This is a genomic window from Burkholderia sp. 572 (genome assembly GCF_040545135.1).
GTDB lineage: Bacteria > Pseudomonadota > Gammaproteobacteria > Burkholderiales > Burkholderiaceae > Burkholderia > Burkholderia cepacia.
The window spans coordinates 1-13,378 of record NZ_JBEPLH010000014.1 but is presented as its reverse complement, the minus strand read 5'-3'; the positions used below and the strand labels follow the sequence as shown (position 1 = coordinate 13,378).

Below are 13,378 nucleotides of genomic sequence, written 5' to 3'. Positions count from 1 at the left end.
CCGGCTTGCGAATGCGGGGACGCTGGCTTGCCGACACGTCCTTGCGGTGATCAATCATTCGGCTGAACGTCCGCCGGCTCATGCGACCGGACGAGCGGTGGCCTGACGATGATCTTGCCGATAACCTGGCCAGATTCCTGAGCCTGGTGGGCTTCAACGATGGCGTCGAGCGCGACCTGCATGCCTATGGTCGGCACATAGGCGCCGTCCTCGAGGCATCGGCAGATCGCCGAAACGGCTGCGGACTTGGCGGCCGCCGGAACGGTGTAAATGTAGACGAACCGGAATGTGCAGCCTGCGATCATGGCGTCGAGCAGGGGAAGCGGAACCTGATCGGCAGCGGATCCTACGGCGTACGAACTGATGATGCCGCTGTTGGCGAGGCAGCGCATATCGATGCCGAGGTTGTCTTGCAGACTGACTTCCACGATACGATCGACTCCCCGCTGCCGTGTTGCCGATTTCACGATCGCGACCACATCCTGCAGCCGTCGATTGATCACGAGGTCTGCACCCGCACGCCGTGCGGCGTCTGCCTGCGCGGGCGTTGAAACGGTGGTCGCGACCCACGCGCCGGCCCATTTTGCAAGCAGGATTGCCGCGGTTCCGACTGCTCCCGCGCCGCCCTGGACGAGTATCGCGCGACCCTTGATGTCGCCGTCCGAGAAGAGACATCGATGGGCCGTGAGTGCCGGAATGCCCAGGCAGGCGCCGACCTCGAACGAAACGTTGTCGGGCAAAGGAACGGCCTGTGCTTCCGGAACGACCGCATATTCCGCGGCCGTGCCGAACGGGCGGCGATATTGCGCTTCGAACAGCCATACCCGTTCGCCAGTCCGTGTCGGCGTGACGCCGGCACCGACCGCGTCGATCACGCCTGCACCGTCTTGATGCGGAATGACCATCGGAAATGCGGAAGGGCCGGAGAAGCCGGTACGCGCCTTGATATCGCTGGGATTCAGGCCCGATGCGTGGATGCGCACCCGGACTTCGCCCGGACCCGGTTGCGGAACCGGAAAATCTCCGAGCCTCAACACTTCCGAAGCGTTGCCCTGACGTTCGTAATAAGCGGCCTTCATCGATCTGATCCCTTGAATGAGTCCGGTCGCCGGTTATCGGCGGCCGATGTAACGATGCCGGGACTATCGGCGGTCGACCGCTTTTGCACAAGAAGGCACGTCTTTGATATATAGGGAAAGAAATTATCCTATTGGGAGCCGGCATGACATCTTCGGTTAGCACGTATCCGTGCTCGGTCGCCGCGACGGTCGATGTCGCGGGAGGGAAATGGAAGCCGCTGATCGTGCACTATCTGCTGGGCGGTACCAAAAGGTTCGGCGAGTTGCGCGGCTTGATCGGAGCGGTGACCCAGCGCTCGTTGACGTTGCAGCTTCGCGAGCTCGAATCGGACGGCATCGTGACCCGTACGGTTTTTGCCGAGGTCCCGCCCCGCGTCGAATACACGTTGACCGAATTCGGCAGAACGCTCGCCCCGGTGCTCGAGGCGATGAAGCAATGGGGCGATGCTTACCTCGCGCGACTGGAGCAATCCGCGGGGCGCCGGCCGTGTTCGTGAGTGTCCCGTTGCGTCGCCGGTGGATGTCCGGACACCGTTGCCCGGCGAGTCGTTGAAAACGCGCACGTGCCATAATTCGCCGGTTCCTGGGCTACCCGATGCATCGTGTCCTTCACGAAATGATTTTGATCAGATCTCTTGCCGCCGCCAGCCTGTTGCTGGCGGGATGTGTTGCAGCGGCGCACGCCGAAACGTATCCGCCGGAAGTGTCGAGAAACATCGACAAGCTCCAGTCCCGATGTGCCGGCAAATCCAACGACCCCAAGGCGGCCGCCTGCATCGAATACAAGGCCACGCTGGCCCGCACCGTTCCACCCGCTGTCCAGGAGTTGATGCGTCAGGAAGAAGCGGTTGATGGCCAATGCAGGAACGGCGCGGCACCGAAACTATTGCCTGACGGGCAATATGCTCCGGGCAGTGCGTGCGCACAACGCGAGCTGATGATGAAAACCATTCGCCAGCACGGCTGGTGCTGGGGGCACACGGACATGGATAGCTATCATCCGGGTTGGGTGGTCTGTCATCCCGGCGAATGGCAGTGAAGCCGGGCGAAGCTGTCGCTGAAACGCACGCGTGACGGCATCGGCGGCGTTCGCGGATGGTTGCGGATTCAACGAGCGAGGGCGACGGGTCGAGGATTGTGAACGATCGAGCGGCCCGTGCCGGACGACCTTTTGAATCCGCCGCCGAACCCGGTCGCTGCCTGGTTCCGCGACTGACCCGACCCGATCCGCTGAAGGCTATCGACAACGCTCCACAGCCGCCGTACGCCGACACCAGTTGTCAGTCGGACGACGCCGGCACCTCATTTCCCTGAGCCGCACCGCATTGATGGCAATGCGGGAAGAAGAAGAAATTCCGGCCGCCGCATTCGCAGACATTGAAGAGTCGTAATCCGCAATGCACGCAGAACGTGGAGTCGTCGCCGCCGAGATTCCATTGTTTGTCGCATGACGGGCAGCGCTTTTTTTCGAGCGAACGAACGGCTTTTTCGTAGCCGATCGTGCGCGCGCGTTCTCCCTGATCCTGCTGCAATTCGAGCCGTTTGCGTTCGGCATAGCGCTGAAAGGCCTTCATCATGTAAAGGCCGGCGAACACCGTGAGCGCAATGCCCACCAGGACCCGGACATAACCGCCGAAATTCGGCAAGTACGGGACCAGTTCAATGAAGAACGCGCTCAGTGCAAACAGGCCAAAACCGTACACGAAAGGCCAGTAGCGTACCTTGCGATAGCGTATGAACGACCAGATCGCAACCAGCAGTATCGGCAGCGTCAGCGCAAGCCGCAGCCCGAACACTTGCAGCTCGTAGTGCCGTGTCGCTTCGTCGAAGCGCTGTTCGGCTGCTGCGTCCGCTTCGGCGATTTGCGTGTCTACTTGGGTCTGCTGCGATGCCAGCGCCCGTTGCTGGTCGTTGATCGCATCGATCTGATGCTGCCAGTTGACCACCACGGCCTGGAGCGAATCCAGCTTGCGAGTTCTCGCCAGAATGTCGGGATCCCTTGCACTGTCGCCGGTCACCGAGCGCGTTGCCAGCCAGTTGCGGAAACTTTCCTTCTCGGTCGCATACTCCTTCGCGGCTCGGCTGCGCGCGACCTCCATGGTGTCGGCCTTGTCCGCAAGGGCGTTGTGCTGCGCCTGCAGATTGCGCCGCGCTGCGTCCAGTCGCGCTTTCGTCGGCGCATCGGCGAATTGCTCGATGACGGGCGGGCCGCCTGTCGGGGCAAACGCCATGTCGCGGATCACGAGACTGCCGAGCATGTTCAGAAAGACGGCGAAGATGATCGCGATTACCCATGAGGCGAGTCGCAGGAGCCGCGCGGGACTGGTCAGGCCGTCGCCGGAAGTCATCATTTTTTTGCCTTGGTTGGAATGGTTCGCAGTGTTATCAATCTTGACACAATGGTCGACTGTCGCTTTTTGGCTGGCTGACTGCCGCCTGATGCGGTCAGCGGGAATGCGCCAAAGCGGCCGCCGGTCACCCCGAAAACGCCGCCCGTCGCGCTGAACCACGCAGCCCTTGATGTTGGCTCAGATGAAATGTCGGGCTCGCAAGGCGGTCATCGCGGCGAATCCAGGCCGAGTTGCTCCACTAGCTCAGGGAAGCCAAGCGACGTTGCCATCCTGGCAAAGGCATCCTGCTCTGTTGTCGATGCAACTGCAAGTGCCGCTGCGATCTCCTCAAGCGCGTTGACGTCGTCGTCCTCGGCGTGCAAGTTACTCCGCTGATCGATGTACCTCACGGCCAGTACAAGTGCCTTGGCTATTCCATCCATGTCGCCCTCAAAAGACCAAATGTGATGTGAACCATGTGCACCGGGAAGGCCGCTGCTTTGACAAATTTTCAACGTCCGCAGTCGCGAGCCGTCGATTCTGTCTTATACCGTCTCTTTTCGGGAAGATTATTCAATGAGCAAAGCTTGCACATGAAAATTGCATCCTTGAATGCGGGGAAAGTATGAATAAATTCATTGCGTGCAGAATCAATATCAATCGACTGTGGAATTATTTGATATTTCATCGTAAGCACGGATGCCACGTGATTGGCGGTTACAAAGTCACCAAGAGGTTCACATCTTCACGCTGTGGCGATTGACTTCTTCCTTGTGGATTTCGAAGGTGCATCGATCACCTGTCGTGGCTATCAGGCGAAACCCGCATTTTTCGGCGACGCGAAGAGAGGCTCGATTCTCGATAGCGCATGACGCCGTCATGCTCGTCATCCTGCCCGAGCCGAACGCGAGAACGAGCAGCGCACGAATCGCATGAGCCGCGTAGCCCTTTCCCCAAAAGTCAGGCAATAAAAACCAGCCACAATCAGCCGAAACGGAGTCGCGGATCGTGTAGCCGACACTCCCGATCATTCCCTTCACGTGCTGACATTCAACCGCGTAGAAGAAGCGTATCCGCTCCGCGGATCGTTGCTGTGCGATCTCGTCCGCCAACGCATGTTCACATTGCGCTCTCGTTCGCGGGAGCCACGACACGTAGCGGGCCACTTGCGAGCTCATCTGCAATTCGCAAAATCGCTCGATGTCGGACGGCACGTGCTCACGGAGTCGAACGGGGCATGAATTCATTCAGGTACCGGAAGCAGCGGGGCGCATTTCTGGAAAGGAGTCGTACGCGGTCACGGAATCATCAAGGCCCGGGCAGCAGATGCGGAAGCGACGGAAACCTCGACGGCAACGAGCACTTCGAGAGAACGGCGCGCTGCTTCAGTCTCAACGGGTTGGTGCCCTGCGATGCGAGCCAGGATACCTCGCTTACCGCTGCCATTTTGGCCCCGGCCCGACGTCGGATAGGGAGCGTCTGCCGTCAGCGCGTAAGCGCTCCCGTTCGACACCGGGTTTTCGTCTGATCGTGGATCAGCGTCACGGCGCGGATCTTGCTGACGCGGTGTCCTCGGGCCAGTTCCTATAAGGGTAAGTCCGGCATGGCGCAACGTTATCAAACCAGATTAACTTATATCAAACAATTTTTGACGCAAAATTATGTTCCTGATATGGTCTTTCGCACTCGCTAAGCGCGATCCGGCCACGTTGGTGCCCGGCGAATAGGTTCGCGTACTTCGCCAGCGGTTGAACCGGACGCTCAAGCAGCCTGCAATGGCGGCCGGTACTTCCAGACGGTCTTTTGTAGCAGGTGGAGCGTGATCCGGTTTCGTCATCGCCGGCCTTGCTCGCGGGCATTGCACGGGCGCTGGACGTGACGCCGCCGGACTGCTCCGAAATGCCATCGGGGAACGTTCGGCCGCGCGCGGTGATCCGCTCGAGTTATCCGGCTTCGCGGATTCGGCACATCGGTTCGCCGGATCATGAATACGGCGGGAGGATGTCAGTTCGAATGAATCCTCTAGTGCGCGCTCGTGGCCAAGGCGCGCCCGGAAATCACCGCGCAGGGGGCAAGTTTCTTCGCGTGATCGACGGTGAAGTTTCGCCGGAGCTGGAAGGCAAGGTATCGATGCAGCAAACAGGCGACCCGGCACATTCTCGATTCACGGTGCCGTATGGCCGGAGCGACAACGGAAGCAAGGAAGCGGCTTTGATCCAGGTAGGGGCGCCGCGATCGGTCTAATCGAAAGAGTGCCGGACAGGTCGAGATGCGTGGTACCTCTCCGCATGCAATTTTGAGGATGACGAAATGATTGATTTGATTATGCCGATTTGGCGAATATGACGTTGGCCGTTGCGGCCGAGACGACGCGCAGGCCGTGCGCCGTCATCTGCATTCGAATACGACACAACCCGTTTCAAACAATCCCAAAACCACTCCTGACAGTGAAATACAGATGAAAAACAAAAACATCAACGTCAGCGTTATCGCTGTTGCCGCATTCGCCGCATCTTCGGCAGCAATGGCGCAGTCGTCGGTCACCCTGTACGGCATGCTCGATTCGGGTATCGGCTACACCTCGAACATCAATGGCCACAAGCGGTTCGGCCTCGACGGGGGCGCCGTAGGTTCGAACAAGTGGGGCCTCAAGGGGGATGAAGACCTCGGCGGCGGCCTCAAGGCGGTATTCAAGATCGAAAACGGTTTCAATATCGGTACGGGCGGCATAAACGGCCAGGGGCCGATTGGTGCCACGCGTTCGTTGTTCAACCGCCAGGCCTACGTCGGCATTGCTTCCGATCGGTACGGTACGCTGCGCATGGGGCGCCAGCTCGATGCCGTAACGGAAATGGTGCAGGGCCTGACGGGCGACGCCATTTCAGCGTCGACATTCTCGACCCCGGGCGACGTCGACAACAACGACAACACGACGAACCAGAACAGCGCCGTGAAGTACATTTCGCCGGTCATCAACGGCTTCCAGGCTGAAGGCGCGTACTCGTTCGGCGGTGTTGCCGGTGCGATGGGTTCGGGGCAATCGTGGTCGGTGGCGGCGAACTACGCTCAAGGCGGCCTGACCGTCGCCGGCGGTTACTTCCGCGCGGCCAACCAGGGTGAGAACGGGTGGCAGAACGCAACGGCACAACCGGGTTTCGGTACCGCGCTGGGCTATCCGAGCTCGGGTTATAACGGTGGCAATGCGTTCAAGAGCGCGGGCATCGCCCAGATCGCAACTCAATACCAGATCGGTCCGTACACGGCGGGCTTGCGGTACTCGAACGCGCAGTATCAAGGCAACAATGGCCAGCCGTCGATCCACTTCAACGTGCTGGGTGCGCTCCTGCAGTACCAGGTCACCCCGGCGTTGTCGCTGGCCACCGGGTACACGTATGTCTACGGTTCCGCAGCCACGCCCAGCCAGGCTGCCGAAGGCCGCACGATGGCTTCGATCAACCAGGCGTCGCTCGGTGCCATGTACGCGCTGTCGAAGCGCACGTCGGTTTACGCCGTGGGCGCCTACGTCCATGCCCAGGGCGCTCAGGCTTCGGCTGCCGACTTTGGCAACACCTCATCGGGCGGTAACCAGGTTCAGGTCAACATCGGCATGCACCATAGCTTCTGATCTTCAAATTGCAGGCCCGGAAGCCCGGAGTAGTGGACGCACTACGCCGGGCTGGCAGCATTCCGGTGGTTCCACATGACCATGAGCGCTCGGATCGTCAACCATTCGAGCGCTCGTGTCAGACGGCCGCAAGCGGCCGGGGCGCAGCTGGCCGCCCGATCTCGAGTCTCGTCCGCGAATCGCCCGGACTTCACGGCAGCCGTGGACGGCTTCCATCCCGCCATGAGCGCCGCCGCCGGTCCATGCGACGCCTTGTCACCCGCGTGTAACAAAAAGCCCTGCTGAAGCCGGGGGGTGTCTCGGCCGCATTGACGGTTCACCCGTCCCGCAGCCGCTCGACTTGCCGGCGCGCAGCACGAATGTCGTCATGGCACTCAACTCTTCCAAGAATCTGTCGTTAACTCAGGGCGGCTGCCTCCGAGTGGGCGGCGCTCCGGCGTCTGAACCCGCTGGACAAGGGATCGTCAAATGCGACGTCGCGGCTCATGTGCCACGCTCGCCGCCGCGACGCCTCACACGATGGGTCAATGCCCCGTCTGCGAGTTCGATGAGTACGCAACCATTCGAGGCAAGCGAGATCGCACCGCGCCTGTCGCCGCGGGCGGGCCTGAAGGTTGCCGGATCGAAGCGCGCCGGCGTGGGCTTTTCGTCTTGGTTAGAGAATGTATCCGAGCAGCTACGATGTTCCGATTGCGCGCCTCGTCGCGCGTCAGATTCTGTCCTGCACGCCCGCCACGCCGGTGCGGGAGGTCGCGCGACGCATGTTCATCGAGCGTTGCAGCTCGATCGTCGTGATGGAGGATGAACAGGTCGTCGGGATCTGGACCGAGCGCGATGCACTGTCGGCCGGCGACGATCCGCACGGGCTCGATCGGCCGGTCAGCGAGGTAATGAGCCATCCGGTGCTGACGCTCGAGGCCAACACGCCGCTGGGTGAGGCCGCGATGAAGTTCAAGCAGTCGGGCGTCCGGCACTTCGTGGTGGTCCGCGACAACGCCGCGATCGGCGTGCTGACGCAGACCGACGTCGTCGTGAACCAGGGGCCGGAGTTCTTCCTGCACCTGAAACCGATCGAATCGATCCGCGTCCATCCGCCCGTCGTGGTGTCCGAGCAGGTCGCGCTGCACGACGTTGTCACGCAGATGCGCACGCAACGAATCGATGCGATCCTGGTCGGCTACGACGACGGCGAGCACGGCATCCTGACCGAGCGGGACATCGTCCGGCTCCTGGCGGAAGGCGCGTCCCAGGGCGCGGTCGGGGTCTACGCGAGCAAGCCGCTGCAGATGCTGAGCGCGAAGCAGAGTTTGTATACAGCACAGCGCTTCATGACTGAGCACAATATGCGGCACGTCGGCATTCGGGACGAGGCGGGCAGGCTGACCGGGCTGCTCTGTTTCGCGGACGTGCTGCAGAGTATCGAGCATGAATACGCGAACGAGTTGCGCAGTGCCGTGCGCGAGCGCGACGAAGCGCTGGGTCTCGCGCGCTTCAACCTGCGCATGGCGGATCGGGTGTTCGAATCGGCGCTCGAAGGCATCATGGTCACCGATCGGCACGCGAGGATCGAGCGCGTCAACCAGGCGTTCACGCGCCTGACCGGGTACACCGCGGACGAAGTGATCGGGCGCAACCCGGGCCTGCTGAGTTCCGGGCGCCAGACGCCGGATTTCTACAAGCAGCTGTGGCATTCGCTGACGACCGATGGCCACTGGCAAGGCGAAATCTGGAATCGCCGCAAGACCGGCGAGCTGTTTCTGGAATACCTGACGATCACCAGCATTCGCGACAACGATGACGAGATCTCGCACTATGCGGCGATCTTCTCCGACATCACGCAACGGCGTCAGGCGGAGGAGCGGCTGGGCTATCTCGCCACGCACGACGTGCTCACCGATCTCGCGAACCGGGCGCTGTTCGAGGAGCGGCTCGCGCACGCGATCGCTCACGCGAAGCGGCTCGGTCGCAAGGTCGCGGTGATGTACCTCGATCTCGACCGCTTCAAGCTGGTCAACGATACGCTCGGCCACAACGCCGGCGACGAGGTGCTGAAGCAGGTCGCGGAGCGCATCGTCGCGTCGGTGCGCGCGAACGACACGGTGGCGCGCATGGGCGGTGACGAATTCGCGCTCGTGCTCGAGGAATTCGACGATGTTCGCGACGTCGGGCGCGTTGCACGCAAGCTGCTGGACGAAGTGGCGCGGGCGATCGATGTCGGCGGTCGCGAGATCTTCGTGACGCCGAGCATCGGCATCAGCATCTATCCGGACGACGGCACCGAGGCGGAGCACCTGATCCTGCTCGCGGACCAGGCGATGTATGGCGCGAAGAGCCGCGGCAGGAACGTGTTCCAGTTCTTCGAGAGCAAGATGACGTCGTCGGCGATGGAGCAGCTGGAGACGCTCGGCGAGCTGCACCGCGCGCTCGAGCAGAACGAATTCCGGCTGTTCTACCAGCCGCAATACGATCTGGCCAGCGGCCGGATCGTCGGCGTGGAGGCGCTGCTGCGCTGGCTGCATCCACGCAAGGGCCTGGTGCCGCCGGGCGACTTCATCGGGCTGGCTGAGCGGTCGGCGCTGATCGTCCCGATCGGCCGGTGGGTGCTGCGCGAAGCCTGCCGACAGGCGCGCCGCTGGCTCGACGAGGGTTTCGAGTTCGGGCGGGTGTCGGTGAACGTGTCGGCGCGGCAGTGCTTTACCGACCATTTCCTCAGCGACCTGACGACCATCCTCAGCGAAACCGCGTTGCCGGCCGAATGCCTGCAGCTCGAGTTGCTCGAAAGCATGGCGATGAACACCCGCGAGGAAATCGGCATCCTGCTGCGCGAACTGGCGACACGGGGGATCAGCCTGGCGATCGACGATTTCGGTACGGGCTATTCGTCGCTGGTGTACCTGAAGGATCTGCCCGTCGATACGCTGAAGATCGATCGGTCGTTCCTGACGGACTGCGGTTCGGGCAGCACGGATGATGCAATCGTGCGCGCGATCGTTGCGATGGGGCGCGCGCTGGGGCTCGATGTCGTGATGGAGGGCGTCGAGACGGAGAAGCAGCTCGCGTTCCTGCAGGAAATCGGCTGCCACCAGGTGCAGGGGTTTCTGTTCGCGCGGCCGCAGCCTGCTGAACAGCTGGCCGGGATCTCGTCGCGTCGCGGTGTTGAGTTGCTGACCGAGTGAGGCGGTGGGGTATCGATATGTCAGCAGCCGAGGTTTCCCGCGATCGCGCTACTGCCGCTTTTGAACGACAGCATGTCCGTCACCTTGCCGGTATAAAAATCGACGATTTCACCGCCATGCGTCAGCAGCCGGTCGCCGAACCAATCTGCTGCCAGTCGCGCGGGCGGCCCACGGTGACGTTGAATGGCATGTTCGACCGCACCGGTATGTGCGTCGATCACCAGATCCTCGCCCCAATTGCAGCGTGCCGTTTCCGGCAAGGGTAAGCACAAATGGCTGCCACTCTCGTTAAACAGGATGTTGGCCGAGCGAACCTCGCCAAATTCACCAATATCGCGCGACCATGCCACCGAGCCATCCCGGTCGCAGCACAGCAATTGATTGGTATCGCTCGCGACGAACATGACCGACCCATCGCGCGCAAAGCGCAGGCGCTTGATCTTGCCGCCCGCCGGGAGGTTGACCTTATTGATTTCGCCGCTGCGGCAATTCACGGTCAGCACCGAATTCCTGGTTCGTTCGTCTGGAGCCCAAAGGAGTCCGTCGATCGGATCCACATCGCCGAAACGTGCATCGAAATCACGCGCGACAGGATCGCCATGCTCGCCGGTGTCCAGATCGATCACCACCGGACGGCCTTTGTCATTGCTCTTGAAGGCGCTTACCAGCGCATAGCGCCCGGACGGATCCAGGCGCGTCCAGAACGACAGAAACTTGTCGGTCTGATGCAGGACGGCGCCATCGGCAACTACGGTCAAGCGGCTGCGGTTGGTATTGCGTGCGACTATCCACGACGCCGATGCCAATGCAAGGCGACGGCCATCGCGCGATACATCACATACCGTATCGTCCGTCTGCGCGCCGGCGATCGATGTAATCGTTTTCGAATCACGGTCGTATTGCACTAACGCCGGCTCGGGAAGGAAAGCGTCAGTTTGGTCGAAGAACACGAGACCGCGGGGTACATCGATGTACACAAGTAACTCCGGCAAGAAATGCGCAAAAGACGTGTCGATCGCGATTGTTTGGGTTAGCACTGACGCCTTGCGTCGGCGGATCATGTCCTGATTATCAACAGACTGGCACGTGGCGTCGAGCGATTGGTCTTGGGCGGCTGGTCGGAGCTGGTTGACCGTGGTCGACCCGAAAGCGACACTCGAGCTTTTCGATATCGGCCATTCGTTCGATCAGAACGTGAAGCGGGTGTGGAATCGCAGGATACTGGCGGCGGGCGGCACCAAGAGGCACCGCACCAGTCTCTGCCTATAGCCAGTCAGACGTCGCCGCGCTGCTGCGAACCGTACCCGTCACATACGCCTTAAAGCCCAAGCTCCCGTTCCAGTTGCCGCATTTCTTCCCGCCACTGTTCCTGCAGTTGCGGTTTTTGATGTTTGGGCTTGCGTACGAGTTCTGCCGCCAGCAAGGTCTCCAACTGACACCACCGTTGCCACAGTGCCTCAGCGTTGTTGATGTCCACGCAGAACTGACCCACCTGAGGCAGTAATTTTCATCGAATTTTGACCCACGTGATTGAATGCCCTGCTCAATCTTTGAGCAGGGGATACAGAGGTGATCACGGTGGGCATATTGGCCAAGATCAGGCGGATGTATTTCCGCGAGAAGGTCCCGCTGCGCGAGATTGCCAGGCGCACGGGCCTGTCCCGGAACACGGTGCGCAGCTGGCTTCGGCAAACGGATGCGGTTGAGCCGAAGTACCCGAAGCGCGTCAGCTCGAGCGTCGTCGACGAGTGGGCCGCGCAGCTGACGGGCTGGCTGCGGGCGGACAGCCATCGCCCGAAGCGTGACCGGCGCACGGCCCGGTTCATGTTCGAGGCCATCCGCGGCGAGGGCTACGCCGGCAGCTACGGCCGCGTCAGCGCCTTCGTGAGACGCTGGCACGAGGAGCAGGCTGAAGCCCCGCGCAGGAAGGCCTATGTACCGCTGGCCTTCGAACCCGGCGAAGCATTTCAGTTTGACTGGAGCTGCGAATACGCCTTCATCGGCGGGTTGCGGCGACGCCTGGAGGTCGCCCACGTCAAGCTCAATGCCAGCCGGGCGTTCTGGCTGGTCGCCTATCCGACCCAGAGTCACGAGATGCTGTTCGATGCGCACGCCCGCGCATTCGCCGCGTTTGGCGGCGTTCCGCGCCGCGGCATCTACGACAACATGAAGACCGCCGTGGACAAGGTCGGCCGCGGCAAGGAGCGCGCGGTCAACGCTCGCTTCGAGGCAATGTGCGGCCATTACCTGTTCGAGCCGGAATTCTGCAACCGTGCCGCCGGCTGGGAGAAGGGCATCGTTGAGAAGAACGTGCAGGACCGGCGCCGCCAGATCTGGCACGAGGCTGCGCTACGACGCTGGGAAACGCTGGAGATTCTGAACGAATGGGTCGCGGGCCAGTGTCGTCAGGCCTGGCAGATGCGGCACCCGCAGTGGCCCGAGCTGACGGTCGAGGACGTGCTGCAGGACGAGCGCACCAGGCTGATGCCCAATCCACGCCCGTTCGACGGCTATGTCGAGCAGACGCTGCGGGTGTCGTCGACCAGCCTCATCCACTTCCAGCGCAACCGCTACAGCGTGCCCACCGAGTACACGAACCAGCTGGTGAGCGTGCGCTGCTATCCGGCATATCTCAGCGTCGTCGCCGACGCCCAGGAGATCGCACGCCACGAACGCAGCTTCGAGCGGCACATGACCTTCTACGACTGGCGCCATTACATCACGCTGGTCGAGCGCAAACCCGGCGCGTTGCGCAACGGTGCTCCGTTCGTCACGATGCCACAGCCGCTGCAGCAGTTGCAGCGGCACCTACTGAAGCACCCGGGAGGTGATCGCATCATGACGCAGGTGCTCGCCGCGGTGCGCGAACACGGACTCGATGCCGTGCTGCTTGCCGTGCAGGCAGCGCTGGACTCGGGACGCCCCAGTGGGGAGCACGTTCTGAACGTGCTGAGCCGGTTGAAGGCACCCACCACGAGTACCAACCTCGCGACGACGAAACTCCAGCTTACCGAAGAGCCGGCTGCCGACGTGAGCCGCTACGAAACCCTGCGCGCCAACCCACCGGAGGACCGTCATGTCTAACGACATCGCCGCCCAGCTCAAGGGGCTCAAACTGCATGGCATGGCGAGCACCTGGCCAGAGCTGCTGGCGCAGTCGCGTCACAC

11 protein-coding genes and 1 pseudogene are annotated in these 13,378 nt (G+C 61.8%); 6 read left to right on the top strand and 6 right to left on the bottom strand.

Annotated elements, in window-relative coordinates; genetic code table 11:
* Positions 1-50: 50 nt before the first annotated feature.
* Positions 51-1,079, bottom strand: coding sequence for an NADPH:quinone reductase (locus tag ABIC51_RS25375; RefSeq protein WP_175855542.1), 1,029 nt, complete (start codon positions 1,077-1,079; stop codon positions 51-53).
* Positions 1,080-1,222: 143 nt separating this feature from the next.
* Between ABIC51_RS25375 and ABIC51_RS25370 the strand changes: the two genes are divergently transcribed.
* Together ABIC51_RS25370 and ABIC51_RS25365 are read left to right on the top strand one after the other, a co-directional pair.
* Positions 1,223-1,576, top strand: coding sequence for a winged helix-turn-helix transcriptional regulator (locus tag ABIC51_RS25370; RefSeq protein ID WP_060085932.1), 354 nt, complete (start codon positions 1,223-1,225; stop codon positions 1,574-1,576).
* A gap of 98 nt (positions 1,577-1,674) precedes the next feature.
* A complete protein-coding gene (locus ABIC51_RS25365; protein WP_226257414.1) occupies positions 1,675-2,118 on the top strand; it encodes a hypothetical protein in 444 nt (147 codons plus the stop codon).
* A gap of 241 nt (positions 2,119-2,359) precedes the next feature.
* On the opposite strand, the gene ABIC51_RS25360 is transcribed toward ABIC51_RS25365, so the two are convergent.
* The 3 genes from ABIC51_RS25360 to ABIC51_RS25350 all read right to left on the bottom strand — a co-directional run bounded on the left by ABIC51_RS25360 (position 2,360) and on the right by ABIC51_RS25350 (position 4,656).
* Positions 2,360-3,427, bottom strand: coding sequence for a hypothetical protein (locus ABIC51_RS25360; RefSeq protein ID WP_404995607.1), 1,068 nt, complete (start codon positions 3,425-3,427; stop codon positions 2,360-2,362).
* A gap of 209 nt (positions 3,428-3,636) precedes the next feature.
* The gene (locus tag ABIC51_RS25355) at positions 3,637-3,852 is read right to left on the bottom strand and encodes a hypothetical protein (protein WP_059620611.1); all 216 of its coding nucleotides are present in this window, start codon (positions 3,850-3,852) and stop codon (positions 3,637-3,639) included.
* A gap of 294 nt (positions 3,853-4,146) precedes the next feature.
* Positions 4,147-4,656 (bottom strand): GNAT family N-acetyltransferase, encoded by a 510-nt coding sequence (locus ABIC51_RS25350; protein WP_226257413.1) that lies wholly within the window; start codon positions 4,654-4,656, stop codon positions 4,147-4,149.
* A gap of 1,211 nt (positions 4,657-5,867) precedes the next feature.
* On the opposite strand from ABIC51_RS25350, the gene ABIC51_RS25345 reads away from it, so the two are divergent.
* Both ABIC51_RS25345 and ABIC51_RS25340 read left to right on the top strand, forming a co-directional pair.
* Positions 5,868-7,034 carry a porin gene (locus tag ABIC51_RS25345; protein ID WP_059693529.1) on the top strand — a complete coding sequence of 389 codons (1,167 nt, stop codon included), beginning with the start codon at positions 5,868-5,870 and terminating at the stop codon, positions 7,032-7,034.
* A 662-nt stretch (positions 7,035-7,696) separates the two neighbouring features.
* Positions 7,697-10,210, top strand: a complete 2,514-nt coding sequence (locus ABIC51_RS25340) for an EAL domain-containing protein (protein WP_175855536.1) — start codon at positions 7,697-7,699, stop codon at positions 10,208-10,210.
* Between the two features lie 20 nt (positions 10,211-10,230).
* Here ABIC51_RS25340 and ABIC51_RS25335 read toward each other — a convergent pair whose 3' ends face one another.
* Together ABIC51_RS25335 and ABIC51_RS25330 are read right to left on the bottom strand one after the other, a co-directional pair.
* A complete protein-coding gene (locus ABIC51_RS25335; protein ID WP_208451268.1) occupies positions 10,231-11,271 on the bottom strand; it encodes a YncE family protein in 1,041 nt (346 codons plus the stop codon).
* A gap of 257 nt (positions 11,272-11,528) precedes the next feature.
* Entirely contained in the window at positions 11,529-11,687 is a 159-nt protein-coding gene (locus tag ABIC51_RS25330; protein WP_354006676.1) for a hypothetical protein, read from the bottom strand.
* A gap of 128 nt (positions 11,688-11,815) precedes the next feature.
* Here ABIC51_RS25330 and istA point away from each other — a divergent pair, with 128 nt between their 5' ends.
* The gene (istA, locus tag ABIC51_RS25325) at positions 11,816-13,294 is read left to right on the top strand and encodes an IS21 family transposase (RefSeq protein ID WP_376698064.1); all 1,479 of its coding nucleotides are present in this window, start codon (positions 11,816-11,818) and stop codon (positions 13,292-13,294) included.
* Positions 13,287-13,378, top strand: a pseudogene (locus tag ABIC51_RS25320) (ATP-binding protein); the annotation flags it as partial. The gene istA and the pseudogene ABIC51_RS25320, both read left to right, overlap by 8 nt.